Below are 26364 nucleotides of genomic sequence, written 5' to 3' on the forward strand. Positions count from 1 at the left end.
GCTATCTAATAGTTCTATTAAATTATTTTTATTTGAGCAAAGAATAGAAGTAATGAACTAGGTTTAAGCGAAAATTGAAATTATATGGAGTTTTAAATTGGATTTAGATAAAGAAAGTATTGCCAAAGGTTCCTATAGATCACTCTGTAGCAACGAAGAAATTGAGCGTATTTTTAATGTGTCTTCAGCTAGTGATTTCTTACTAAAAGTTAGAGCTGATACAGCTATTGATCATATGAGAATATATAGGGTCTTTAGGCATAAAATGATAAAAGCGGGAAATAACTGGAACTTTAGTAATTATTTTGATGTTAAGCCATTTGAAAGTTATATAAAACATTTAGCGGACGATGAGTATACTCAGGCGCAAGAGTTAACTGCTGGATTTGTTTTTTGCGAGAACCCTAATGGTAGTATTGAAAAAACCGATTTTGGAAATATAATTACTGTGTCGGAATCATTGCGATATTTTTTATATTTTATGAATATAGCCTTTTTAGACTTTGACAATATGGAAGTTCCTATTGAAGTGAAAGGGGCAGCAATCAAAATTGCAATTAGAACGATGTTGCAAAGTGAAGCTGTTGATTTTGATATGGATCCTAGAGGAAAAGTTCCTGAAGAAATTCATGATGCTGCTAAATACCACACAGATCGACAATTAGAATTTATTATAGGACATGAATTTGCACACCACTTCCTAGGTCACCTTGATAATGCAAATTTAATAGAAGGTAAATATTTATCGGCCATAAACTCGGATGATATCACTCATAAATTTTTTTCTTATGCACAGAAAGAGGAGCTTGATGCTGACATAAATGCTATTGAAAGACCTATGTACACCCCTGATATGAAAGTCGATCTTATTAATAGAGCATTATTCTTTTTTGTATATTTGGATATCTACGAAAGTGTGAAAGAACAAATTATGCCATCTATGGGGCATATAAAGTCACATCCCAATCCTATAGATAGATTTAAACATTTACACAATCACTTTAAAAATGAAGTTGAATTTGATAGTGAAAATTTAGATAATTTATTGAAATGGAGCGAAAAATATAAAGAATCATTATCGGAAGACGTTGCTTTAAATATTGAATCTTATGAGTCATACGGTTCAATGTATCTAGCTCAGTGGCGCGGTAAAGTCTTAGTTGATCGTGTGGATTATTAACAATTAAAATAAACCCTGCTATTTTTGTCCTACAATTGCCACCTGTAGGGATTGAACTTACTATGTCACTCAAATCCCATTAATTATAGTTGATAGGCTAGCCATAGCCTCATCATTAGAAATTTTGTTATTTTCATATTTTTGAACGATTCTTTTTAATTTTGTTATTTCAGTTCTGACTATACGGCTTACTTTCTCTGTAGCTAAAGTCAATTTTTGGTTATACAGTTGGGCTAAGTGTACATATTGTTCCATCGTTGAATTTGAGGCGTGTAATGTTAACTTTCTAGCAGCAGACATGGCTACTGTTAAAATGTTGCTAAATACGGCTTCTGTATTATAGCTTTTAAGTGTCTTTGCAACGTTTAGAGTGATGAAACGATGCCTAAATGAGTGATTATTTAAATGTGCTAGCTCATCAGCATATTTACTATTGTTTATAACGTTTAATGTGTAGTTTTTTAAATAACTTTTTTTCAGTGGTTTACCATTATCTACGTTCACAAAAAGCTTATCATGCTTCATGTCTGGCCATTGCGTTTCAATAAACTGTATGTAACTCATGACTAGCTGTAATGTACCGTTAGAGACAGGAACACTTCTTTTTTTTCCTTTATATTTTCCTTTATTAACTGGTATTGAGTTTAAATCACTTTCTTCGTCAGCACTTGCCAGTGGATCATAAGCTTCTTTTATCATACTGCGAGTAATATCCGCTAATTCACTAATTCTTGAGCCTGTCGCATCAAGCAAATAACTGATAGATTCCCACCTTAATATTAGCAATTTATCTGGATTAGGGTGTTCAGTTGTGTGGTGAATAGCATCAAGCCAATCGATAAACTCGTCATCTCTTATATACTCAACTTCTTCATGTATAGTGACTAAACCTTTAATAGATTGATGGTCAAAATAAGTTATAACTTTACCACCAGCATTAAAAGATTCTTTTGTTACATGAGATGAGTATTTTACAGCATGAGCTGTTTTTTGTGTGATTAAAAATAAATCCTGATGAGTCTCTTGTAAGAAAAAAAAGTAATCAATAGCTACTCTTACATGACCTTTTATTGTGCCGTTATCGATATTTCGTGATTTTAAGTGTGTGACATAATCATAAAAACATTCATCATTGAAGTTGTATTCGTTAATACCTTTAATAGTATCAATAAAGTTGAATAGTATGTTTATGCTTCTAGTTTGTTCAATTATATTGTTAGGTTGTGGTCTAATGCCATAACTTATAGGCCCCCCGCCATATTTCATTATGTACTGGTTGGCCTCCCAGTTAAATGATTTGTCTTTGTTTAATAAAAAAGGATATTTAAATTTATCGTTGGGCTTAAGTTTAAGAAAATCGAGCCTTGGTGATTTTGCTATGAATACCTCACTCATTCTACTATTTTAAACCTGTCTTTCTTATTAACATTGCAATGAGATTTCAATAAGTTATGGTATTGCTTGTTCTCAAAATTCTGAGTAACGATAAAGCTTTTTAGTTGTTCATAAGCTCGGAACAGTTCAACGACATTATTGTTTAATATTTCAATTGTCTCGTCCTTTTCCTTACCTTCTAATACTAGGTCGTTTCTAGTCTTATATTTACTTTTTTTCTTTGGTTCATCTTCGATATTTTCAGAAGCTACCCATAGTGGGATTTTCTTATTAAAATTATAAATTGCATCTAAAAGTTCATTCAAGAAAGGTTCATTTTTTTCTGTTTTTGCCGTGTTAACGGTATATTTGAATACTTCAAATTCTTTGTTTTCCCAAGAGTGAATATCACCAATATTGAGCTTTGTTCTTTTGGAATTGAGTGGTATGTAACATGGCATTTTATCTAATGTAAAAGCGTCATTTAATAATTTTGTTTTTGTAATTATACTATTAGTAATTTTTTCGCTGTTTCTAACGTTTTCATGAGATGTTTCTCCTTTTTGATACTTAGGCATTGTTAGCACCTTCAGTAAAATAGAAGTAGATTGTTTTGTCATCACATCGCTTGAAATGAACCTCTTCACCTGTTTTTTTAATTCTTTCGTTTATTGCATGATAAACAACGTCCTCAAGTTGAAGGTTTAATTTAATCGATTTTTCCTTAGCTAGTTCTACAATATTGCTAATAGCTTTATCAACATTCAAATTTTCATTTATTTTTACCGCTCGTTTGGCTATTGAAATTATTGCTTCATCCATCCATTCGCTACTTGGGTGTATTTCGGCATACCCAAAAGTCATTTCTAAATTTTCATGCCCTAAGAACCAACTTAATTCTTCAATACCTTCTTCATTTGTCAAACTAAAATAGAGTATTGCGAATAAACGTCTGAATTGGTGTTCAGTAGCATACCAACGTTTTTCATCTATTAAGGGGACTCCTGACCAATCGCTGAAATGATTTAGGCATGATTGCATCGTATCTGAATATAAATGCTCAGGAATAAAATCGTCATCTGATGGACAAAAATGACGTGTTATTAATTTTTTTGCATTGTGAAAGTTAGTAAATAAGTAGCTATTCTCATCATCATGGTTTATCCCATATCGTTCCTCTAAGTATTGTGAAAATTCACAGTACTGTAACCCCAACTCATATATTTGAGCTGGTATGGGACGATGAATAGTTTCTAATAGATTAAAGGTAGAAGCTTTTTGTTGTTTGAATTTAACATCACATAAACCATCAAGAGGTGAGTGCTCAAAACAGTTTCTTTTTAATAAAAGAATGGAAAACTCTCGCGTTGCTAAATATGCAAGCAGAAGTATATACATGGATGCTAGATGCAACTGTATCGCATTCACCAGGCTTATAGAGCCTTTTGGCGAGGTGTCTCTTTTAACTTCGTGCTCTAAGCCTAATATACTAATATTCAGGCTAATTAGCTCGACAGGACACTTTACTATGAGAAATAACCGCTCTCTTGTATAGCACTCTTTTAAAAGCGTACTTTTGGCATAATATTTAGCTCTATTTTTATAATGTAGATCTATATCTTTCAAATACTTCAGTAATGATGGTCCATAATTTATCTGGAACTTCATTGATTGTGATATTAGATGAAAAGCGGTTTCTAAAGGCATTGCTGCTGTTTTTACTTCGTTTTGAAAACCATCAAATAACGTTGCTAAACCTTCTTCACCACCAAGAGTTTCATAGGGAGAGAAGTTAATCGGAAATTTCAAATCTTGAGAGTTATTAAATAAGTGCTCTAGGTCTGAAGTGATATTCTGAACTGTTTTTTTATTTACTAGCGTAAGCTCGTGAATACCTCTCGATATGTTGGCATCATCAAATTCTTTTTTTGTACTGCTATTGGATATGTACAGTTCTTTCAACTTAGATGCTTTTATTCGAGCCTTTATTATCGAAAAAGTTTTGGATCTCAGTTTTAATTTTGAATTAATATTTTCCCAATCTTTATTTGTGGGTTGATGTGTAATCAGTTTTAATTCATCAACAACTGCATAAAACTGTTCCGCTTTTGTTTGGAATGACTCCATGAAATCAAAAAAATCTTCTTCAGTAATTTGATTTAACGCTAAAATTGGAGGCAAATCATTAAGCTCTCTACATTCATTGACAGAGACAATAAATGATATGATATTTCGATTTATGTTTGCCAACTGGTATGGTTTACTTATTGAATTGCTTTCGAATGTGTTTTTTAGACATTGTTGTAAATCAGCGAATATATTGCAGTAAATCTCATCTGTTAGTATGCCGAAAGAACTTATTTTTTTACTGAATATTATTTCAGTTAAGTGAGACTTAGGAGTATTTGAATCTACTTCAATGTTTTTTTCTAATTTTGCCACATTCCAAAATGATGCATTTATATCATTTGCAATCCAGTTAGTTCCATTTTTTGCAAGAGATTCAGTTATATTTTTCTCTATGGCTGAAGAGTGTTTATTCATGACTATTACCTCTACCGTCAAGCAATAACTCAGCATCTCTAATCATTTTTTTGTGTTGAATAGAGGCTGAAACAGCTTTGTTCAATGCATTCTTGCACACAGTATAGAATTCACTGCCATCGTCTTTTTCATGTTTTAAGTAGTTAATGATGAAGGCAAAGTTCTCTACGGAACATACAAAAAAATATTCAGATTCAACTTTTTCTTCTGTTGGCACAATAGGCTTTAACTTTTCGAAAAGTGGGCCACCAAAGTCTTTGTTGTCATAAATCTCAAGGATACATTTGTCATAGGATTCTTGTGACATACCTAGCAATTTTAGTTTTTCTGGTTCTAAAGCTGTGGCCAATATCAAATAGATGTGTTGAAAAACTGAGATCTTTCTTCTGTACATGATCTCCTGTAAAAACAAGGGAATATAAGTGCTTAATGTGGTCTTTACTTTATTCCCTAGGTAAGTTGCTGCTGCGACAACATCACCATCTGTTCTAATGTAAATTTCTATTGCTCTTGAAGTTCTTACTTTCATGAGGGTAGGCTTTAAATTTGAAAACTCTGGCGGTAGGTTGTTAGTACAAAACTGACGAAATTCACAATCAAAAGAGTTATCTTTTCTTAAAATTGTTTGTGATTTTCTTATCCAAAGTAAATTTGTTTTAAGCTCTTTACGTTTCTTTTCGGTTAACTCGATTGCAAACTGGATGCAAAAAGAAGCATTAATATTACGTGGGTTAATGTCGGTAGGAGGAGCTAATTTTGATGCATCTGTTGTTCTTTTTTGAAGCCTTCTTTGTCTCCATTTTATTACATTAAACCTTACAGTACCGTCATCTTCTATTTTGATAAATTCATTTTTTGAATTAGGAGAATTTTTATCTATCTTTACTTTTAGATTATATAAAGAAGTTGGGTTAATTCCTTCTTCGTCAGTAATGATAAGTTGCATTGCACTGGCTAATTCGTTTTCAAGACCGTTAAATTTCTGGTTGTTTTTAAGGTGAGGGAGTTTAATTTGATAATAATAGAACACCGTCTCCTGTGCTATGGAAACCATTTGATCAAGTCTGTGTACTAAATTAGCATAGAACTCATCAATAAGTGATTTAGCGGAGGTTAAAGATTTTTCTTTATTTACTTCGTCAATATTGATCTCAGCTATAGTTGGGTTTGTACTTCTCATTAAGCTAGATTTAGAAGGCTTCTTGATGTTGTTGGTTAAGCGAATATGTTTATCTAGTAAACCAATATCCTTCAAGTGTTGAAATAGTTCAATCGCCCGGCTAGTTTCATAATACTTAGTATTCATTGAACCTAACTCGGTATCATAGCTGTCTCTGAAATTATTTAGACCTTGCTCAATGGCATCTTTTGACCAATGAATATCTATTGATGAAATTTCTTGGAATGCATTTACAAAAACTCTTAAGTAATTCTTTTCAACATTTTTTGATCTTATAAATAATTTTGTGGCATTTAAAATCTCTTCATTTGGACAAATCGTTTTAAGAACTAATTTTAATTGAGCAGTAACATCACTTGCGTTTTGTGGGCAAATATCAAAAATATTAAATTGTTTAGAGTCATTATCTTGAATAAAGAAATCAACTGAAATGAAGTACAAGTATACTTTCTTAGTTATGTTAGCTAACTGAGAAGGTAATTTTCCGTTAATTGTCACAGATTCAAAATATTTTATTAAAGAGTCCTGAAAGGAGAATAATCTTTTTGACTCTTCAACGAGGTTATGTTCGTAGTGATATTTGAGAATTTTGATAGCTATATTAATGTGAATAAGCCTAAATCCCTTGTTGTTAACATTAGAAGTAATGTTTAAAAATAAATTTTCAGCTAATTTATATGTTCCAACAAGGGTAGTTAATAAAGAAAGCTTTTCTTGAATTACCTTTGATTCTTTAGATGCACCATCGTTTGAAATTTGTCTTTTAGGGACCGATTTATTGTTTTTTTCTGTATGCATTTTTTATCCCTTCTCACTTATTTATAAAAACTATGCAGACAAAAATGATAAAAAGCAAGTGGGTTTTATTTGTAAGTTGCTGATTTTTATCGTATATAATTTAGTGTTTATTAATTCGAGAACAAGATTAATCATTTGAAAACAAACTAGTAAAATGGTTTGTCTAACTTATTTCGAGGTAAAAGGACTTACTTTAAGTTGGTAATTATTTTTGAAAACATTTCCAAATAAGGGTAATTAAGATCAAAAGTATTGGTAAGAAGGGGCAATTTAATAGTTATTGTTTACTATCGAGCATAAATTAGTTTGTTAGTTGTTTTATCAATTTTGAGTGATAATTGTTGGCGGCTTAAAGCATACAAAATATTCCTATTTGAACTATGCATACTACTAATATCTTACTACCTTTCCTCCTACTGACATTGTTGTCTTATTAGTTTATTTATTATTAATAATCAATTAAAGTGTTATAAATTAGTTGGTTATTATTAGGAAGATAGATGAGTACTTACCAAGAAGGAAGAGATGCTGGTGTGTGGGGAGAAGATGGGGTTCCATATGATCTATCGGATGGCGATGACCCGAATGCTTTAAGTAAAAAAGACTTCATGGACAATTATCCTAACGATAAGAGCAATAAGATCTTTGAAGGTTATGATGCATCTCAATTTCCTGGTATGAGCGAAACAGGAAGGGTTGAAAATTTTGATGACTATGCTGTTGCTGAGTATGAAGATAGAGGGTTAAGACTTAAATCTATCGCTGATGAAATAAATGAAAGTGTTTTAGCTCATTTTGTCTTGTACGATTACAAAGGGACGGTTCAGTCAAATAACTCTTCAGCTATACATGCATTAAAAGAAAAATATGGAGAAGATATTGAGATAAATGGTGATGTTGTTTACATTTTTGATGAAGTCATATCGATAAATAAAAAGTCTCCTGGTAAAAGCGATGATAAAAATAAAGTAACTCAATATTGGCATATGCAATTACACCCAAATCAACAAGATTGGGGACGAGAAACTGAATTACTAGAAAAATTATCATTGATTGGTCACGGGATATCCTCATCAGCTAATACAGTGAACAACTTCAGCAATAAAATGAATATCAATGATATTGTTTTAATTAAGAATGGAAGCCGCCCGGTTGCTTTAGTAAAAGTCATTAGTAAAGTTATTGATTTAGGGGATAATAAAGACATATCCAATGATCTTGATTGGTTTAAATATAGACGTAATATTAAAATTTTGAAGCTTGCAAACAATGATATGCAGGACTTCCCCCAACCCAGGCGCACCTTGACTCTTGCCAAGGACATGAAATCTCAATCTTATAAGTACATTGAGAACTGGCTGAAAGGTATGTCTCCTAAAGAGTTAATACCTAATCTTGTTTCTATTCCCACCAAGATAAACTTAAATACAGCTAAACCATCATTTGGGGTTGAAGCAATAGCTAAAACATTATCATCTATCATAATTAATATACCGGAAAGAAGCGGTATGATGATTGGTGTTTTTGGTAAGTGGGGTAGAGGAAAAACATATTTAGTTGATAAAATATGAGAAAATATATCTTCTCAAACTTTGTTCCATAGAGTCAATTTTTCTGCTTGGAAGTATCAAGATACTAAAGAGTCATGGGCATACCTTTATGAAGTCATGATGAAGCAGTATTTATCAGAAGATTCAAAAATAAAGTTAGGTAAGTCTACTAAGTCCTTACCCAAGACATTAGGGCGTTACCATAAGCTTTGGAAGTTAAATTTACAAAAACATAAATGGTTTCCTATCATAAGTTTTTTTATGGTTTTTGGACTGGCATTTTACTGGTCTTTTTTAGCGGATAAAATAAGTATTATTAAAACTGTAGTAAGTACCTTCGGTCTAGTTTTATTAGCAAAAATGATTTTATTTTATTTTCAGCAAAGAACTACAGCTATTGGCCTTTTAAATAAATACTTAAATCGACCTAGTTATTTGGAATACCTTGGCATGCAAGCCGAAGTAGAAAACGAACTTGAAAGCCTAATGAAAACTTGGATACCAGATCTAACCAATAATGAAAAAGTTCTTTTATTTGTTGATGACATTGATCGGTGTGATCTTGAGAAGGTTATAAGTATTGTAGACGGGCTTCGGATTATATTAGACAACCCTGAAATCCATAAGAGGCTTATAATCGTCACTGCTATAGATGAAGAAATACTAAGAGAAGCTCTTGCTGTTAAATACAATGCTATAAAAAATCTAGATATTCCCAAAATGTATCAAGAGTATTTAGAAAAAGTATTTATTATTGGTATAAAGCTAAATGAATTAGAGAAAATTGAAATGGAAGAGTATTTAGGAAAAATACTTCCAGATTTAAATTTTGATACCAAAGAAATTGAAACCTCTATTGAAAAAGCTAATGAGGAAGTAGAAGAAAGCAAAGAAGAACAAAGTATTACTAATGATAAAGGTATGCCGAACGAAAAAATTGTTGATGAAAATATTAATGAAGAGCAATCTGAACTTGAACTTACTGAAAATAAAGAGCTAACTGAACTGGAATTAACAGAAGATGAAAAGCGCTACTTAATAACTTCTATTCAGAAATTAAAGGATGCTACACCAAGAAAAATAAAAATATTTTATTATAAATATCTAATTTTAAAGCAACTATTTCATGTTCGTTTGACGGATAAAAATTTAATTGAAAAGTGGGACACGCATAATGATGAAAAGATCATTATGGATATTCTTATCCATATAAGTAATCAACAACCTATATCGGACTTTATTTATGATGTAAAAGATAACGATATTTTAGATGCTTTGAAATATTCTTCTAACATGGTCTCTGCATTATGATTTTTTTGATAAATGATTAAATGTTTTAGTAGGTAATTAACTCTGGTTTAGACTAGTTTTTTTTAAGTGTGGTTAACTAGGTAGCCTTTCGGATATCACTAAGTTGCGTGGATTGATATGAACTTAATACCTTTTGCATATCTAGCATCAACTCAAGAGTTAGTTGATGTTGCTGACGTTCCATCTGGTAAAGATTGTCAATGTGTTTGTCCTAGTTGCAAAATACCACTAATTGCTAAAAAGGGTATGGTTAAGGAGTGGCACTTTGCACATGACAGTCAATTCATAGATAAAGAACAAACTGAGCCTTGTGATTTTTCATGGGCTGTTGCTGTAAAAATGATGATCAAGCAATTGTTGATGGATGGAACAGAAATTTCCTTGCCTGATTACCATATGGAACTACCAAGCATTGGTTATAAAAGCACAAATCAGAAAGTGTTAATCACTAAACCTTCAAGAGTTAAATATTCTAACCCTACTTTAAAAGAATATGGCTGCGACATTATTCTAGAAGTTGGCGGAAAAAAACTAGGGTTGATTTTTTTCATGAGTAAAAAGAATACTATGGATGAACAAACGATTGATCCTCATTTAGTTGGATTAATTGGGGTGGATATCAATGGTTTCGCTTATGATGAAACTGGCAAAGCTATAAACCACCTTCGAGCATATCTTAAGTTATCTATAGAGAGCCATGTAAGATCAAAATCTTGGTTATATCATGCTAGACAAAGAAGCGTGATTGAAAAAGAGTTACAACGGCAACGTACACTGAAAAATCTAGAGTTAAGCCGCGATGCTAGACTAGGCCGCAATAAAGCTCTTGATACAACGGTAGATAAGTTTCAAAGCTCATGGTTTTGTGTAGCTTGCAAGCACTCTTATCAAGGTGAAAATATAGGGTTAAATCCATGTCCTAAATGTAACAGTCACTTTTACCGAAAAGCAGTATGATGTGAGCACTAGACATGTCTAAATTCTCATAATTTGCATATTCATAAACTTTAAATTATTAGAAGGGGCTAATTGATAGATTTATCAATAAAACTGTAATTCAACCTAAAGCTGTTTTAGAATAGAAAACAAATACTTACTTCTTTGCATGGTTAAATATTATCTATTTGAATAATTATCAAACATGACATTCTGACGTTATTCCTCAAATTGTTAGCGTAGTACTTGATAAACGACCAGATAATGCCGTCGATATAGTCTTTCCTACCAGTTGCCCTGTTTGTGACTCTGCAGTGGCTAAACCTGAAGGTGAAGCCGTACTGAGATGTACCGCCGGACTTTTCTGTGCGGCGCAACGAAAAGAAGCTATTAAACACTTTGCTTCTCGAAAAGCACATGATGTTGATGGTTTAGGTGACAAACTAGTAGAGCAACTTGTAGATGAAAAGTTAATTAATACACCCGCTGATTTATTCAAATTAACCGAAATACAGGTTAGTACTATAGATCGTATGGGTAAAAAATCAGCGACCAATTTAATTAATGGACTTGAGCAGGCTAAAAGTACCACACTAGCAAAATTTATTTATGGTTTGGGCATACGCGAAGTCGGTGAAGCAACTGCTGCTAATCTAGCAAATCATTTTTATACCTTAGCGGCAATTGAAAGAGCTTCTCTTGAAGACTTACAAAATGTTTCAGATGTTGGCGAAGTCGTTGCCAAAAATATTATTAATTTCTTTAAAGAAGAGCATAACTTAGCGATCGTTTCTGGACTAAGTGAAGTAATGCACTGGCCAACTATTGAAATAAAGTCAGCTGAGGAGTTACCGCTTGCAGAGCAGATATTTGTTTTAACAGGCACATTAACCCAAATGGGAAGAACTGAAGCTAAAACAGCCTTACAGTCCTTGGGAGCTAAAGTATCAGGTAGTGTCTCGAAGAATACACACTTCGTTGTTGCAGGTGATAAAGCGGGATCTAAACTGACTAAGGCTCAGGATTTAGGTATCTCAGTGCTTACCGAAGATGGGTTAGTAGCGTTACTTGCCGAACATGGCATAACTATTTAGTTAATAGTTAGTTTAATCTTTCATTGTAAATCAGTTAATTAAAAAGGACGCTTAAAAGCGTCCTTTTTTGTGTGCTTTAACAAATAAAATTTTATTTAGTATTACTTGTTAATCGCCAAAAAGAGAAACCAGCGGCAAAAAATAAAACCATAGGGTAAAAAGAATGGCTTGCTACAGATAGTGGCGAAATATGTAAAGTAGCGCCAAGTAATAGTACTTGAGCTCCGTACGGCAGCATACCTTGGTTAATACAAGCAAAAACATCGAGTAAACTGGCTGATTCAGCAGGGGATAACTCGCCATCAGTAGCAAGGTTCTTAGCAGTATCACCCGTGACTATAATTGATACGGTATTGTTTGCAGTGAAGAAATTACAAATAAAGGCAAGTCCAGCAATACCTAAACCCGCTGCTCGCCTCTTATTATTGGGGGTCAGTTTTCTGGCAAGTGTTTCTATAACACGCGTTAACGCGGCTAAACCACCTTGCTGACGAACTAATTCACTTAAACCACCAATAAAAAGGGATAAGAGAAAGATGTCTTGCATACTAGAAAATCCAGCAGTAATGTCTTTTAACCAAGCGGATAACTGGTAGCCATTACTAATCATACCAATTGCTGCAGCTAGCACTATGCCCAATGTTAAGACCACAAAAACATTCACTCCCATCAAGGCTAGTACAAGAATAGTTACGTAAGGAATTAAACCAATAAGAGCAGACTCGTTGCTCAACTCATGGCTTACTTCGCCGCCTAATATTGTAAATATCACCAAACAAATAAGGGCTGCAGGAACGGCAAATTTAAAGTTAACACGAAACTTATCTTTCATCTGCGCGCCTTGACTACGCGTAGAAGCGATAGTGGTATCAGAAATAATTGACAAGTTATCACCAAAAATAGCGCCCGAAATCAGACAGCCAGCGACGAGTGCAGCATCTAAGTTTGCCGTTTCAATAAATCCTAGTGCAACAGGTGCTATAGCAGCAATTGTGCCCATAGATGTTCCCATTGCGGTAGATAAGAACGCAGCGACTAAAAATAACCCCGGCAGTAGTAGATAATCAGGGAATACAGCTAAGCCAAGCTGTACGCTGGCATCAACACTTCCAGTTGCTTTTGCAACCACGGAAAAAGCACCAGCAAGAAGATAAATAATACACATGGTTGTTATGTTGCTATTACCTGCACCACGGATAAATTGCTCTACTTGTTTTTCAATTGTACTTTTAGATAGGTACTTTCCTAAGCCAATCGAGACGATAATAGCCGGGATAATAGCAATACTTGCCGGTAGTTGATAAAAAGCAAAATCAACACCTTGTAGAGTTAAAATTATACCAGTACCGAGAAATAGCCCTAAAAAAATGGCAAATGGGAGTAGGGCAAATAAGTTTTCTTGGGGGGCATTTTTTTCAGTCATATCACAGCTACATAAAACAATATCGTTGCTGCATTATAAAAGTAAAATCCTAAGTGTCAATGTAGATGTTTAGATGGCTAAATGACTAAGTGCTATAAAAAGGGCTATAAAAAAAGGTCAATTACCTAAGTAAGTGACCTTTGCTGTAAAATATTAATAAAACAATATGTAATCTAAGTTGAGATTTATTTTTTTAACATCTAGTTAATCAGCAGCTTGTGTTTGCTCATCAGCCCAAGTAACGGCTTGATTGTAATGCTCTACCACTTTATCTTTATCGAGTTGTAACTTTTCCATTACCAAGGTGGTTTTATCCCACTGGGCTTGTTCGATAAATTCCACTAACTTAATCAATGCAGCCATAATGCCTTTTTTGGTTAGCAATGGGTTTTTGATCTCTTGTGAAAGAGGAAGCTTCTCTAATACCGTAGCCATCTCTTCATCCAAAATGGCATCTATCATTGATAACAATCCCGTTAAAAAGGCAATGGAAGCATCAAGCTGTGAATTGATATCTTCTGCGACCAACTCACAAAATTTTGCTCTTGTCATTGCTAAGTTAATTAATTCAGATGGTTTATTAGGGTTTGCCGTAATAGCAAACATCAACCCAATAAATCGTTTTAATTCACCTGAGCCTAAAATAACGAGTGCTTGCTTGATTGTCGAGATTTCATTGCGGCGTTTGAATATAGCTGAATTAGCATAACGTAGTAATTTATAAGACAGCGATACATCCCGTTCAAAAACATTGGTGATACTATTTAAATCGAGTTCAGTTTTAGAGGTTTCGTAAAGCAACTCTGCCATTGCTATCTGAGAAGGAGATAAATTTTTTGTTTTAATCATTTCAGGTTTTGCAAAAAAGTATCCTTGAAAATAATCAAAACCAAGTTGCAGCATTTGATCATATTCTTCATAGGTTTCAACTTTTTCAGCTAACATTTTGATATGAGGATGATCTTTGGTCGCTTTAAGTACTTCGCGAATTTCTTCAATTCCGCTCATTTGAATATCAATTTTAATGATTTTAATATAAGGATAGAAATGCGCCCACACATTTTGGTGTTCGTAATCATCTAAAGCGAGGGTATAGCCTTTTTTATGTAAGTCTTTACAGAGGGCTAATAGCTGTTTACCGGGTTTAATTGTTTCAAGAATTTCAACTACGACCTCATCAGGCGTAAGCATTTCAGGATAGCCTTGTTTCAATGTTTCCAAGGTAAAGTTGATGAAGGCAGGTTTGTTACCGGTAAATTCGCTGATGCCCATATTAAATTGGCTAGCTTCAATCATCTTGCTGGTAGCTTCATCACCATCAATATCTGGAAATACATTATCTATGCTATCTCGGAAAAGTAACTCGTAGGCAAAAAGTTTTTTACTTTTATCTAAAATAGGTTGTCTTGCGGCGTAAAAATTCATAGAAGTAGTTATCTAGCTTAGCTTGGAAATATTAATTACTATTGAATATATGGTATAGCGGCTTTTTTTGCATTAGTTTTTTGAATATGTATGCAGTTTATTCAATATATGCAGCGTTGTTGCTAATTATTATCATTCTCATTATTATTAGAGGCATAACTTATTCATCTAAGGTTTCTTTCTTTAACCAATTTTGCTAGTTTAGCGACCTTACTCATTCACTACTACATAATAAGCAGGTAATTACTTTGGCTATCGGTACCTTAATTTCTTTAACTCTCTATTTTATAACCATGCTATTAATTGGTTTATATTCTTACAGAAAATCAACCAGCGATGTTGCAGGCTATATGTTAGGTGGCCGTAGTCTATCGCCAAGTGTTGCTGCATTATCTGCCGGCGCTTCTGACATGAGTGGTTGGATGCTTATGGGATTACCAGGCGCTATGTATATAACGGGCATGAGCAGTATTTGGATTGCTATTGGCTTAGTGATTGGCGCATTTCTTAATTATTTAGTCGTTGCACCACGCCTTAGAACCTATACCGAGCTAGCAAATGACTCGATAACCCTGCCTGATTTTTTCGAAAACAGATTTAATGATAAATCGCGTGTATTAAGAATTGTATCATCAGTCGTTATTGTGGTGTTTTTTACCCTGTATACCTCTAGTGGTATTGTTGCTGGTGGCAAATTATTTGAGAGCTCTTTTGGCTTAAATTATGAGATTGGTTTATATGTTACCGCTGGTGTAGTGGTTGCTTATACTATGTTTGGTGGTTTTTTGGCGGTAAGCTTAACTGATTTTGTTCAAGGCTGTATTATGTTTATTGCCTTAGTATTGGTTCCTGTTGTTGCCATAAGTGAAGTCGGTGGTCTGGCCGAAATGCAAAGTAGCATCGAGATGATAAACCCTGATCTACTTAATCTATTTAGTGGTGTTAGTGCTCTTGGTATCATTTCAGCCATGGCTTGGGGGTTAGGTTATTTTGGTCAGCCTCATATTATTGTGCGTTTCATGGCTATTAGAAGTGTAAAAGACATGCCAACCGCTCGTCGTATAGGTATGAGTTGGATGATTGTTTCTATTATTGGCGCGATGGCAACAGGTTTTGCTGGTATTGCTTATGTGGCTAAAACAGGCATCAAGCTTGATGATGCAGAAACTATTTTTATAGTACTATCCCAATTATTATTTAGTCCATTAATCGCAGGCTTCTTACTAGCGGCAATTTTAGCCGCTATCATGAGTACCATATCGTCTCAATTATTGGTGACTTCGAGTTCGCTTACTGGTGATTTCTATCAAGCCTTTTTACATAAAGATGCCAGTGAAAAACAATTAGTCTTAGTTGGCCGAATTTCTGTTTTGATTGTTGCATTGGTCGCTATTTATTTAGCGTACGATCGTGACAGCAGTATATTAAGTCTAGTCAGTAATGCTTGGGCTGGATTTGGAGCCGCCTTTGGACCTGTCATTATTGGTTGTTTATATTGGAAAGATATGACGCGTAATGGCGCTTTAGCTGGCATTATTAGTGGCGCAGTAACTGTACTTATTTGGATTTATGCACCTATCACCATCGATGGACAATCCCTTAGTGCTGTTATGTATGAAATAGTACCTGGCTTTATTGTTTGTTCTCTAGCGATTTATATCGTAAGTAAACTATCACCTAAAGTAGAAGAGAGTATCAGTACTACATTTGATGAAATGTTAGAGATTCATAAATAACGCATACCAAGTCTGTTATATAGTTTGTCTAAAAACTCGTTGCCTTAAAACAACGAGTTTTTTGTTTATATCTACAAAGCATTATTTAGGCTTTATTGTTAGGTGATGTTTACTGGTAATTACTCGGGTCAGGTCGTAATTTCAAGTTGTTCGCATTAAAGCTTTTATGCTAGAATCGCGATAATTTTAAACCTTCGATTAATTTAGTTAACCTTAAAGTAAAGTTTACAAATAATTAATCATTAAAAATGACAGTATTGTCTGGAGTTTATATACCAATGAGTTTTGATACTATTGAACAACGTGTTAGTTATGGCGTAGGTCGTCAATTAGGTGACCAACTTCGCAACAACCCTTTTAAAGAGTTTGATATCACCGCTGTACAAGCTGGTATTGCTGATGCTCTTGCTGATGCGGCTAGCCAAGTTTCAGATGAAGATTTAAACGATGCTTTTTCTATAATTTCTAAAAAATTACAAGAACAAGAGCAAGCTGCTGCTAAAGAAGCTTCAGCTGAAGGCGAAGTATTCCTAGCTGATAACGCTAAGCGTGATGAAGTTACGGTAACTGAATCTGGTTTACAGTATGAAGTAATTACTACAGGTGAAGGTGAAAAACCTTCAGCTGAAAGCACTGTAAGTGTACATTACCACGGTACTTTTGCTAACGGTGATGTTTTTGATAGTTCTGTTGAACGTGGCCAACCGGCTGAATTCCCAGTAAACGGCGTTATCGCTGGTTGGACTGAAGCACTACAGTTAATGACTGAAGGCAGTAAGTGGAAATTAACTATCCCTTATGATTTAGCATACGGTGAGCGCGGTTCTCAAGGTGCTATACCTCCTTATGCTACGTTAGTTTTTGATGTTGAATTATTAAGCATCAAATAATTATCGTATTATAATGAAAGCCCTCAATTGAGGGCTTTTTTTTAAGCTAAAACTAATTGAAGCAATGCAGCTATTGTTAATGTTAACCAGCAAGGGGAGTAATTCATTATGCGAATTGATATCAAGTTACAAGATCTCTTTAAACGCTATCAAAGTGCATTTATTGATTATGATATTGATGAAGTAAGCCGTTGTTATCACTTACCATGCACACTAAATACACCTGATAAAATAATTTTGCTTTCAAGCCCCTCAGATTGTCTTCAAGAATTTGGCACTATCTTCACTCAACTTAGAGAAGCTAAAACGAGTGATATTATTGCGAAAAAAGCATCTTTTGAGCAAGTAAGTGAACAGTTATATTTAGTGTGCATAGATTGGGATTTTATCGATGGCCAAGGGCAAGTCTTTGCTGACTTTACTGCGATTTACCATGTGTTAGACAGTGAAGGGGCATTGAAAATAGTAAATGTTATTTCTCATGAGCTTGATAGCTCGTTATCATTAACTGAGCCACTAGATTGGTGACATCTATTCATTACGAATAGGAGTTGCTAATAGAAAATAGAAAAAATTAATTAAATTTATCGGCGGTTTCCGCTCTTATCAAAAGAACAGTAGAGAACAATATGAAAGTAAAAGTAGCTATTTTAGGTTGCAGTGGACGTATGGGACGCAATTTAATTCAAGCAGCTCATGAGCATGCAAGTATCGAATTAGTTGGTGGTAGCGTACGTACCAGTTCATCTTTTGTCGATTTTGATCTGGGGGAATTGGCGGGTATTGGTGCCATTGGTATTAAAACATCAACAACGTTAGCTCAATTGGCTACAGCAGATGTTTTTATTGATTTTACCTCAATAGAAACGACGCTAGAAAACCTTACTTGGTGTAACGAAAATAAAAAAGCGTTAGTTATCGGCACGACAGGTTTTTCTGATGAACAAGTGCAGGTTATTGAACAAGCAGGTAAAACTATGTCTGTTATCTTAGCGCCTAATACCAGTGTTGGCGTTAATTTAATGTTTAAATTATTGCAAGTTACAGCAAAAGCCATTGGTGACTATACAGATATTGAGATTTTTGAAGCGCATCATCGATTTAAAAAAGATGCACCGTCTGGGACTGCTGTCAAAATGGGGCAAGTTATAGCTGATACGTTAGGACGTGACCTGAATAAAGTTGCTGTTTATGGGCGTGAAGGCATAACAGGAGAACGTGATCGAGAAACTATCGGTTTTGCAACTGTTAGAGCTGGCGATATTGTTGGCGAACATACTGCATTTTTCGCAGATTTAGGCGAAAGACTTGAAATTACGCATAAAGCTAGTTCTCGAATGACATTTGCTCTAGGCGCTATGCGAGCAGCATTTTGGTTAAAAGATGCTGACGCTGGTTTTTATGATATGCAAGACGTACTCGGATTAAAAGATTAATGTTAATACCTAGTTAACATCTAGGTATTAACGAAATTTCACATAGATAAGTAGTCTTTTCAGCCCTTTGACTAGTAAAAGCTAGGAAAAGCTAGAAAAGACTGAGTTTTTACATTTTATTACTAGACGAAAGTAAAGTACAAGCGTAAAATAAGTGGATTTTGTCAAAAATTTAGCTGAAAAGCAGTTTTTGACACCTATTTTTGTACGGGAAGTACTGTATACCAAGTTGATTAAATTTCTTCTCAACTCAGAGCTTTGCTCGATATTTACTAACAAGGCAAGTTTATTTAGATTTAGTCATTCTAAATCCAATAAACTTAACGTAGTTAGTGGATTTCGAACAAGCTCCCGAAGGGCGAATTTAAAAGGCCCATATACGGCGGTATTGATTTTGACAATAGAATTACTATTCTCTTCAATCAATACCTTGCCTATAAGCCTTTTAATTTTCGCTGAGTGTGAAAGAACTTAATCAACTTGGTATAATAAGCAAATGCATGGAGCACTTGCTGTTACATGCGCGTTTACGTTTATTTCTTCTTTGGAGGTTACATTGGCTACATCTGCTATTTTAGTGCTTGAAGACGGCACTGTTTTTAAAGGCACCGCAATTGGTGCACAAGGATCGGCTGTTGGGGAGGTGGTATTTAACACTTCTATGACAGGTTATCAGGAAATCCTTACCGATCCATCATATGCAGAGCAAATTATTACCCTGACTTACCCGCACATAGGTAACACAGGTACTAATAGCGAAGATAAAGAGTCAAATAGCATTGTTGCTAAAGGCTTGGTTATTCGTGATTTGCCATTACTTGCTAGTAACTTTCGAAATGAACAAAATTTAAGTGATTACTTAATTGCTCATAACATTTTAGGTATCGCGGATATTGATACACGTAAATTAACACGAATTTTGCGTGAGAAAGGTGCACAAAATGGCTGTATCTTAACACTTGATGATAGCAGCGATGAGAGCTTACAGGCTGACGCACTAACACAAGCAAAAGCATTCCCTGGCCTTAAAGGCATGGATTTAGCTAAAGTAGTCTCTACTAAAGAACAGTATCAGTGGACAGATGGTAGCTGGGAGCTTGGTAAAGGTTTCACTAAGCCAGACAATCTTGAGTTCCACGTTGTAGCCTATGATTTTGGCGCTAAACACAACATCTTGCGTATGTTAGTTGACCGTGGTTGTAAATTAACCGTAGTACCAGCACAAACACCAGCAAGTGAAGTTATTGCGATGAACCCTGATGGAATTTTCTTATCAAATGGACCTGGTGATCCAGAGCCATGTGACTATGCAATTTCTGCTATCCAGTCTTTCCTAGAAACAGAAATACCTGTTTTTGGTATTTGTTTAGGTCATCAATTACTTGGCCTAGCAAGTGGCGCAAGCACAGTGAAAATGAAGTTTGGTCATCACGGTGCTAACCACCCGGTGAAAGACTTCGCACGTGACGTAGTAATGATTACTGCACAAAACCACGGCTTTGCAGTTAACGAAGAAAACTTACCAAGTAACTTAACTGTTACCCATAAATCATTATTTGATGATTCATTGCAAGGTATTCATCGTACAGATAAACCAGCATTTAGCTTCCAAGGTCATCCTGAAGCAAGCCCTGGTCCACACGATGCAGCGCCATTATTTGATCACTTCATCGATTTGATCAAAACCTACAAATCAAACAACGCTTAAGCCGACAGACAAGAGAAGAGAGAAAATAATGGGAAAACGTACTGATTTAAAAAGTATCTTGATCTTAGGTGCAGGTCCAATCGTGATTGGCCAAGCCTGTGAGTTTGATTATTCTGGCGCTCAAGCGTGTAAAGCACTTCGTGAAGAAGGTTATCGAGTTATTTTAGTTAACTCTAACCCAGCAACGATAATGACTGACCCTGATATGGCCGATGCGACTTATATCGAACCTATTCACTGGGAAGTTGTACGTAATATTATTGAAAAAGAACGTCCTTGTGCTGTTCTACCTACTATGGGTGGTCAAACCGCATTAAACTGTGCTTTAGAACTTGAAGCCAAAGGCGTACTAAAAGAATTTAATGTTGAAATGATTGGTGCTACTGCTGACGCAATTGATAAAGCAGAAGACAGATCTCGTTTTGATAAAGCAATGAAAGCGATTGGTCTTGATACGCCAAATGCTGAGATTGTACATACTATTGAAGAAGCGCACGCGGCAAGTAAAGTATTAGGTTTTCCTTGTATTATACGTCCTTCATTTACCATGGGTGGCACCGGTGGCGGTATCGCATACAACATCGAAGAATTTGATGAAATTTGTACTCGTGGCTTAGACCTTTCTCCAACATCAGAATTACTAATCGATGAATCATTAATCGGTTGGAAAGAATATGAAATGGAAGTGGTTCGCGACAAAAATGATAACTGTATCATTATTTGTGCGATTGAAAACATTGACCCTATGGGCATCCACACGGGCGATTCAATTACTGTTGCACCAGCGCAAACATTAACTGATAAAGAATACCAAATTATGCGTAACGCTTCTTTAGCGGTATTACGTGAAATTGGTGTTGAAACAGGTGGTTCAAACGTACAGTTTGGTATTTGTCCTGAAACTGGCCGTATGGTTATTATCGAGATGAACCCACGTGTATCTCGTTCATCAGCATTAGCATCAAAAGCAACAGGTTTCCCTATTGCTAAAATCGCGGCTAAGTTAGCGGTAGGTTATACGCTAGATGAGTTAAGTAATGATATTACTGGTGGCAAAACACCAGCATCATTTGAACCAACCATCGATTACGTTGTAACTAAGATCCCACGTTTTAACTTTGAAAAATTTGCTGGCGCAGAAGACAGATTAACTACGCAAATGAAATCTGTTGGTGAAGTAATGGCTATTGGCCGTAACCAACAAGAATCTATGCAAAAAGCATTACGCGGCTTAGAAGTTGGCGTTAATGGTTTTGATTCAATTGTTGATGTAACTCAGCCCGGTGCTAAAACCAAAATAATGCATGAGCTTCAAGAAGCAGGTGCTGACCGTATCTGGTATGTAGCCGATGCGTTTCGTTTAGGTTTAACCGTTGAAGACGTTTATAGAACAACAATGATTGATCGTTGGTTCTTAGTACAAATTGAAGACATTGTTTTAGAAGAAGCAAAAGTTAGCGAAGGCGGTTTAAAAATACTAAACCCTGAGTATCTACGTAAACTTAAGCGTAAAGGTTTTGCTGATTCTCGTTTAGCTGATCTTATTGGTGTATCTGAAGCTGAAGTACGTAAAAAACGTCATAACGCAGATATTTATCCAGTTTACAAACGTGTTGATACTTGTGCGGCAGAGTTTAGCTCTGATACGGCTTATATGTATTCAACATACGATGAAGAATGTGAATCAAACCCGACCGACAAAGAATCAATTATGATTCTAGGTGGTGGCCCTAACCGTATTGGTCAAGGTATTGAATTTGATTACTGTTGTGTTCATGCAGCATTAGCATTACGTGAAGATGGTTATGAAACTATCATGGTTAACTGTAACCCTGAAACAGTTTCTACCGATTACGATACGTCAGACCGTTTATACTTTGAATCAATTACTTTTGAAGATGTACTTGAAATTGTTCGTATTGAAAAACCTAAAGGCGTTATCGTGCAATATGGTGGTCAAACACCACTTAAATTAGCACGTGCTTTAGAAGCCGCTGGCGTACCAATAATTGGTACTTCTCCAGACGCTATTGATAGAGCTGAAGATAGAGAACGTTTCCAGCAAGCAGTTGACCGTTTAGGTTTATTGCAACCTGAAAATGCCACCGTAACTTCGTTAGAAGAAGCTATGGCTAAAGCCGAAGGTATTGGCTTCCCGTTAGTTGTACGTCCATCTTATGTATTAGGTGGCCGAGCGATGGAAATCGTTTATGACTTAGACGACTTACGTCGTTACATGACAGAAGCGGTAAGTGTTTCTAATGATTCGCCAGTATTACTTGATCACTTCCTTGATGATGCGATTGAAGTTGATATTGACGTAGTTTGTGATGGCACTGATGTCGTTATTGGCGGCATTATGCAGCATATTGAACAAGCCGGCGTTCACTCAGGTGATAGCGCATGTTCATTACCAGCTTATAGCTTAAGCCAAGAAATACAAGATGTTATGCGTAAGCAAGTAACAGACTTAGCGTTTGAGCTAGGTGTTATTGGTTTAATGAATACGCAAATGGCAGTTAAAGACAATGAAGTTTATATCATTGAAGTTAACCCACGTGCAGCACGTACTATTCCGTTTGTTTCAAAAGCAACGTCAGTACCACTTGCTAAAGTCGGCGCACGCGTAATGGCGGGAAAATCACTGAAAGAGCAGGGCATAACCAAGGAAGTTATTCCGAAGTATTTCTCTGTTAAAGAAGTTGTGATACCGTTTAACAAGTTTCATGGTAGTGATCCTTTAGTTGGACCAGAAATGCGTTCAACAGGTGAAGTAATGGGCGTAGGTGATACGTTTGAAGAAGCTTACGCAAAAGCAAATCTAGGCGCTGGTGTATCTGTTCCTAAAACAGGTCGTGCTTTAATATCTGTACGTAATAGTGATAAAAAACGTGTACTTGAATTAGCTAAAATCATGGTTGATTTGGGTTATGATATAGATGCAACTCACGGTACTGAAGTGATTTTACGTGAAGCGGGTGTTCCGGTTCGTCGTGTTAATAAAGTACATGAAGGTCGTCCACATATTCTTGATAGAATCAAAAATAGTGAATACAGCTATATTATTAATACTACTGAAGGCCGTAAAGCTATTGAGGATTCAAAAGTATTACGTGGCGGTGCATTGCGTTATAAAGTTGCTTACACAACGACATTAAATGCTGCATTTGCTAGCTGTATGGCTCATGCTGCAGATGAAATGAGTACTGTGCGCACTGTGCAAGAGCTACACAATACGTTGTAAACGGACTACATAAAGCTTAAATTCCTGAGTGAATTTAAGCTTATTCAAAGTATTTAAAGGTGGTTACCCCCTATTTATAGGCAAGGTTAACCGCCTTTATTGTTAGAGTGAGAAAATAAGAATGATTAAATATCCAATGACCCTTCGTGGTTCTGATCTATTACATGATGAGCTTAAAATCTTAAAAACAGAAAAGCGTCCGCGCATTGTTAAAGATATTGCTACAGCACGTGAACACGGTGATTTAAAAGAAAATGCCGAATACCATGCTGCAAAAGAAGAGCAGGGCTTTTGTGAAGGGCGTATACAAGATATCGAAGGTCGCTTATGTAACGCGCAAGTGATTGACGTAACGGCAATACCTAACCATGGTAAAGTTATTTTTGGTACCACAGTTACCTTATTAAATTTAGATACCGAAGTTGAAGTAACTTATCAAATTGTTGGCGATGATGAAGCTGATTTTAAAACGGGTCGTATCTCAGTTAACTCACCTATAGCGCGTGGTTTAATTGGCAAAGAAGTAGATAGTGAAATTGAAATAACGATTCCTGGTGGCGTAGTAGAGTATGAAATTGTTTCTGTTGAACATATCTAACATACTATTTTAAACCGCTATTAGGGTATTTATGCCGTCATCGTTGTTTAAGTAAAAGGTCGAAAACGTCATGTTTTCGGCCTTTTTTGTGCGCGTCTACTTAAGTGAGCGTAAATAGCGTAATTTTCATGTCAAAAAAATCGTCTTGCAAAGTGTTAAGAACAATAGTACTCTTTTGTGATATCAAAATGATATCACTTTAGTTTGTTTCAGGGAGTTAGCATGAACGAGAATATAGGTTTTTCAATTAATGGTTACGGTATTTTTATTGCCTTGTTAGCTGCAGCAGCATTTATTGTTAGCCAAGCCGCGATAGGAAATATAGAAATAGTCACTGTAATTGTATTCATCGTTACTGTGGCAGCAATTCCAGGTTTTTTTATGGTGCAACCAAACCAAGCGAAAGTAATGACTTTTTTTGGTAGCTATGTTGGCTCGGTAAAGGCATGTGGTTTACGTTGGACTATTCCTTTGTTTATGCGTAAAAATATTTCACTGCGTATTCGAAACTTTGAATCCAATCAGATGAAAGTGAATGATAATCACGGTAATCCTATTGAAATAGCCACCGTAGTTGTATGGTCGGTAGATGATACCGCAGAGGCTTCTTTTGAAGTGGACGATTATATCAGTTTTGTAAATATTCAAAGTGAATCAGCTTTACGTAATATGGCTATTAGCTATCCCTATGATCAACATGAAGGTGATGAAATCGCTCTACGTAGTCATCCTCAAGAAGTCTCTGAAGCATTAAAAATAGAAATACAGCAACGGTTAGGCAAAGCGGGCGTGCGAGTACATGAAGCACGTATTAGTCATTTAGCTTATGCACCAGAAATCGCTAATGCTATGCTGCAAAGACAACAAGCTTCTGCCATTATAGCAGCACGCAGACTTATCGTTGATGGCGCTGTGGGCATGGTAGAGATGGCATTGAGTCAACTATCAGAAAAAGGTATTGTTGAGCTTGATGAAGAACGTAAAGCAGCCATGGTCAGTAATTTATTGGTCGTACTATGTAGCGATAAAAGTACTCAACCCGTAGTTAATACGGGTAGTTTATATTAATTAGGTGTTGTTCAGTTATTAACCCTTGAGTTATTAATCGTTTAGGTATTAATAGGAAATATAATGGCAGCCAAAAAGAGCTTCCCACTTAGAATTAACCCTGAGGTTTTAGCTGCAATGCAGCGATGGTCTGCTGACGAATTACGCAGTGTTAATGCTCAAATTGAATATGTATTAAGAAAAGCCTTGGTTGATTCAGGCCGAGTAAAGCTGATTCAAAAAGTGGTAACCATTGTTGAAGAAGCTGATGTTGTTAAAAAATAAATAATTCTTCAGCAGAAATAAAAAATGACAGCAATTGCTGTCATTTTTTATGGTTGCAAAGCAAAGGTAAAATTAAATCTTAGGGATTCTAATTTTATTTTCTTCACTTTTACGATAAATAACTAAAGTCTTACCAATTACTTGTACTTGAATTGATTTGGTTTCGCGACAAATAGCTTCAACGATTAACGCTTTAGTTTCTTTATCATCTGTTGGGATTTTCACCTTGATTAACTCATGGTGATTAAGTGCATAATCAATCTCGGCTACAACCGCTTCTGTTAAGCCATTATTGCCAAGTAAAACTACTGGTTTTAAAGGGTGTGCTACGCCTCTAAGGTGCTGAATTTGTTTTTTGTTTAAGCTCATTACTAAATTTCGTTATCTGTTGCCTTGAATTGCCGCCATTTTACCCTTATCTAGTGACTAATACCAAGTCTATTAAGTTTTTTCCTACTCAACGAGAATTAAAAGGCTTAGAGGCAAGGTATTGATTGATGATAATGGTTATTCAGGAGAATATGCCCCTGCATTCTCTAATAAGCTGCATCCGTGCCGCGTCTTTGTTAAAATCAAGATAGTAGCATATAAGCCTTTTAAGCTCG

At 35.4% G+C, this 26364-nt stretch carries 20 protein-coding genes and 1 pseudogene; 14 read left to right on the forward strand and 7 right to left on the reverse strand.

Features of this window, described 5'->3' with window-relative positions; translation table 11 throughout:
• The first annotated feature begins 97 nt into the window (after nucleotides 1–97).
• Nucleotides 98–1180: a hypothetical protein gene (locus CXF79_RS09080; RefSeq protein WP_101154705.1), complete on the forward strand. Its 1083-nt coding sequence runs from the start codon at nucleotides 98–100 to the stop codon at nucleotides 1178–1180.
• A gap of 69 nt (nucleotides 1181–1249) precedes the next feature.
• Here the strand turns inward: CXF79_RS09080 and CXF79_RS09085 are convergent, their stop codons facing one another.
• From CXF79_RS09085 to CXF79_RS09100, 4 genes are read right to left on the reverse strand one after another with little or no spacing between them, the layout of a single operon-like run.
• The gene (locus CXF79_RS09085) at nucleotides 1250–2575 is read right to left on the reverse strand and encodes a site-specific integrase (RefSeq protein WP_101154706.1); all 1326 of its coding nucleotides are present in this window, start codon (nucleotides 2573–2575) and stop codon (nucleotides 1250–1252) included.
• On the reverse strand, nucleotides 2572–3132 hold the full coding sequence (locus CXF79_RS09090; RefSeq protein WP_101154707.1) for a hypothetical protein: 561 nt from the start codon (nucleotides 3130–3132) through the stop codon (nucleotides 2572–2574). The genes CXF79_RS09085 and CXF79_RS09090 overlap by 4 nt, the downstream gene beginning before the upstream one ends.
• Entirely contained in the window at nucleotides 3125–5098 is a 1974-nt protein-coding gene (locus tag CXF79_RS09095; RefSeq protein WP_101154708.1) for a hypothetical protein, read from the reverse strand. Before CXF79_RS09095 ends, CXF79_RS09090 begins: the two co-directional genes overlap by 8 nt.
• The gene (locus tag CXF79_RS09100; RefSeq protein WP_101154709.1) at nucleotides 5091–7076 is read right to left on the reverse strand and encodes a hypothetical protein; all 1986 of its coding nucleotides are present in this window, start codon (nucleotides 7074–7076) and stop codon (nucleotides 5091–5093) included. Before CXF79_RS09100 ends, CXF79_RS09095 begins: the two co-directional genes overlap by 8 nt.
• Nucleotides 7077–7576: 500 nt before the next feature.
• On the opposite strand from CXF79_RS09100, the gene CXF79_RS09105 reads away from it, so the two are divergent.
• The 4 genes and pseudogenes from CXF79_RS09105 to CXF79_RS09120 all read left to right on the forward strand — a co-directional run.
• Nucleotides 7577–8647 (forward strand): hypothetical protein, encoded by a 1071-nt coding sequence (locus CXF79_RS09105; protein WP_101154710.1) that lies wholly within the window; start codon nucleotides 7577–7579, stop codon nucleotides 8645–8647.
• 21 nt (nucleotides 8648–8668) lie between these two features.
• Complete coding sequence (locus CXF79_RS09110) at nucleotides 8669–9937, forward strand: P-loop NTPase fold protein (protein WP_157825858.1); 1269 nt, start codon at nucleotides 8669–8671, stop codon at nucleotides 9935–9937.
• A 117-nt stretch (nucleotides 9938–10054) separates the two neighbouring features.
• On the forward strand, nucleotides 10055–10894 hold the full coding sequence (locus tag CXF79_RS09115) for a putative zinc ribbon protein (protein WP_101154712.1): 840 nt from the start codon (nucleotides 10055–10057) through the stop codon (nucleotides 10892–10894).
• A gap of 194 nt (nucleotides 10895–11088) precedes the next feature.
• Nucleotides 11089–11967: pseudogene (locus CXF79_RS09120) on the forward strand (helix-hairpin-helix domain-containing protein); the annotation flags it as partial.
• Nucleotides 11968–12058: 91 nt separating this feature from the next.
• On the opposite strand, the gene CXF79_RS09125 reads toward CXF79_RS09120, so the two are convergent.
• Nucleotides 12059–13390, reverse strand: coding sequence for a Na+/H+ antiporter NhaC family protein (locus CXF79_RS09125; protein WP_011044225.1), 1332 nt, complete (start codon nucleotides 13388–13390; stop codon nucleotides 12059–12061).
• A 204-nt stretch (nucleotides 13391–13594) separates the two neighbouring features.
• Nucleotides 13595–14815 carry an EAL and HDOD domain-containing protein gene (locus tag CXF79_RS09130; RefSeq protein WP_101154713.1) on the reverse strand — a complete coding sequence of 407 codons (1221 nt, stop codon included), beginning with the start codon at nucleotides 14813–14815 and terminating at the stop codon, nucleotides 13595–13597.
• A 248-nt stretch (nucleotides 14816–15063) separates the two neighbouring features.
• On the opposite strand from CXF79_RS09130, the gene putP reads away from it, so the two are divergent.
• From putP to CXF79_RS09175, 9 genes are all read left to right on the forward strand, one after another.
• Nucleotides 15064–16551, forward strand: a complete 1488-nt coding sequence (gene putP, locus CXF79_RS09135) for a sodium/proline symporter PutP (RefSeq protein ID WP_011044223.1) — start codon at nucleotides 15064–15066, stop codon at nucleotides 16549–16551.
• Between the two features lie 272 nt (nucleotides 16552–16823).
• Nucleotides 16824–17441: an FKBP-type peptidyl-prolyl cis-trans isomerase gene (locus tag CXF79_RS09140; RefSeq protein ID WP_269801473.1), complete on the forward strand. Its 618-nt coding sequence runs from the start codon at nucleotides 16824–16826 to the stop codon at nucleotides 17439–17441.
• Between the two features lie 108 nt (nucleotides 17442–17549).
• Nucleotides 17550–17969 carry a hypothetical protein gene (locus CXF79_RS09145; RefSeq protein ID WP_011044221.1) on the forward strand — a complete coding sequence of 140 codons (420 nt, stop codon included), beginning with the start codon at nucleotides 17550–17552 and terminating at the stop codon, nucleotides 17967–17969.
• A gap of 101 nt (nucleotides 17970–18070) precedes the next feature.
• Nucleotides 18071–18877, forward strand: coding sequence for a 4-hydroxy-tetrahydrodipicolinate reductase (gene dapB / locus CXF79_RS09150; protein ID WP_011044220.1), 807 nt, complete (start codon nucleotides 18071–18073; stop codon nucleotides 18875–18877).
• Nucleotides 18878–19433: 556 nt separating this feature from the next.
• Nucleotides 19434–20585, forward strand: coding sequence for a glutamine-hydrolyzing carbamoyl-phosphate synthase small subunit (gene carA, locus CXF79_RS09155; RefSeq protein WP_011044219.1), 1152 nt, complete (start codon nucleotides 19434–19436; stop codon nucleotides 20583–20585).
• Between the two features lie 28 nt (nucleotides 20586–20613).
• The gene (carB, locus tag CXF79_RS09160) at nucleotides 20614–23829 is read left to right on the forward strand and encodes a carbamoyl-phosphate synthase large subunit (RefSeq protein ID WP_011044218.1); all 3216 of its coding nucleotides are present in this window, start codon (nucleotides 20614–20616) and stop codon (nucleotides 23827–23829) included.
• A 121-nt stretch (nucleotides 23830–23950) separates the two neighbouring features.
• Entirely contained in the window at nucleotides 23951–24427 is a 477-nt protein-coding gene (gene greA, locus CXF79_RS09165) for a transcription elongation factor GreA (protein WP_011044217.1), read from the forward strand.
• A gap of 222 nt (nucleotides 24428–24649) precedes the next feature.
• Nucleotides 24650–25495, forward strand: coding sequence for an SPFH domain-containing protein (locus CXF79_RS09170; protein ID WP_101154714.1), 846 nt, complete (start codon nucleotides 24650–24652; stop codon nucleotides 25493–25495).
• A gap of 63 nt (nucleotides 25496–25558) precedes the next feature.
• Nucleotides 25559–25759 carry a hypothetical protein gene (locus tag CXF79_RS09175; protein ID WP_101154715.1) on the forward strand — a complete coding sequence of 67 codons (201 nt, stop codon included), beginning with the start codon at nucleotides 25559–25561 and terminating at the stop codon, nucleotides 25757–25759.
• Nucleotides 25760–25831: 72 nt separating this feature from the next.
• Here CXF79_RS09175 and yhbY read toward each other — a convergent pair whose 3' ends face one another.
• On the reverse strand, nucleotides 25832–26128 hold the full coding sequence (yhbY, locus tag CXF79_RS09180) for a ribosome assembly RNA-binding protein YhbY (RefSeq protein WP_011044214.1): 297 nt from the start codon (nucleotides 26126–26128) through the stop codon (nucleotides 25832–25834).
• Between the last annotated feature and the right edge of the window lie 236 nt (nucleotides 26129–26364).

Origin of the sequence: Colwellia sp. Bg11-28 (genome assembly GCF_002836245.1) — a bacterium.
GTDB classification, from domain to species: Bacteria; Pseudomonadota; Gammaproteobacteria; order Enterobacterales; family Alteromonadaceae; genus Colwellia; species Colwellia psychrerythraea_A.

Excerpts from the sequence above, each read along its gene's own strand:
- greA (WP_011044217.1), top strand. The coding sequence starts at position 23,951 with ATGATTAAATATCCAATGACCCTTCGTGGTTCTGATCTATTACATGAT.
- CXF79_RS09100 (WP_101154709.1), bottom strand. The coding sequence starts at position 7,076 with ATGCATACAGAAAAAAACAATAAATCGGTCCCTAAAAGACAAATTTCA.
- CXF79_RS09095 (WP_101154708.1), bottom strand. The coding sequence starts at position 5,098 with ATGAATAAACACTCTTCAGCCATAGAGAAAAATATAACTGAATCTCTT.
- CXF79_RS09085 (WP_101154706.1), bottom strand. The coding sequence starts at position 2,575 with ATGAGTGAGGTATTCATAGCAAAATCACCAAGGCTCGATTTTCTTAAA.
- CXF79_RS09090 (WP_101154707.1), bottom strand. The coding sequence starts at position 3,132 with ATGCCTAAGTATCAAAAAGGAGAAACATCTCATGAAAACGTTAGAAAC.
- CXF79_RS09130 (WP_101154713.1), bottom strand. The coding sequence starts at position 14,815 with ATGAATTTTTACGCCGCAAGACAACCTATTTTAGATAAAAGTAAAAAA.
- CXF79_RS09125 (WP_011044225.1), bottom strand. The coding sequence starts at position 13,390 with ATGACTGAAAAAAATGCCCCCCAAGAAAACTTATTTGCCCTACTCCCA.
- CXF79_RS09115 (WP_101154712.1), top strand. The coding sequence starts at position 10,055 with ATGAACTTAATACCTTTTGCATATCTAGCATCAACTCAAGAGTTAGTT.
- CXF79_RS09170 (WP_101154714.1), top strand. The coding sequence starts at position 24,650 with ATGAACGAGAATATAGGTTTTTCAATTAATGGTTACGGTATTTTTATT.
- CXF79_RS09105 (WP_101154710.1), top strand. The coding sequence starts at position 7,577 with ATGAGTACTTACCAAGAAGGAAGAGATGCTGGTGTGTGGGGAGAAGAT.
- dapB (WP_011044220.1), top strand. The coding sequence starts at position 18,071 with ATGAAAGTAAAAGTAGCTATTTTAGGTTGCAGTGGACGTATGGGACGC.
- CXF79_RS09145 (WP_011044221.1), top strand. The coding sequence starts at position 17,550 with ATGCGAATTGATATCAAGTTACAAGATCTCTTTAAACGCTATCAAAGT.
- CXF79_RS09175 (WP_101154715.1), top strand. The coding sequence starts at position 25,559 with ATGGCAGCCAAAAAGAGCTTCCCACTTAGAATTAACCCTGAGGTTTTA.
- carB (WP_011044218.1), top strand. The coding sequence starts at position 20,614 with ATGGGAAAACGTACTGATTTAAAAAGTATCTTGATCTTAGGTGCAGGT.
- yhbY (WP_011044214.1), bottom strand. The coding sequence starts at position 26,128 with ATGAGCTTAAACAAAAAACAAATTCAGCACCTTAGAGGCGTAGCACAC.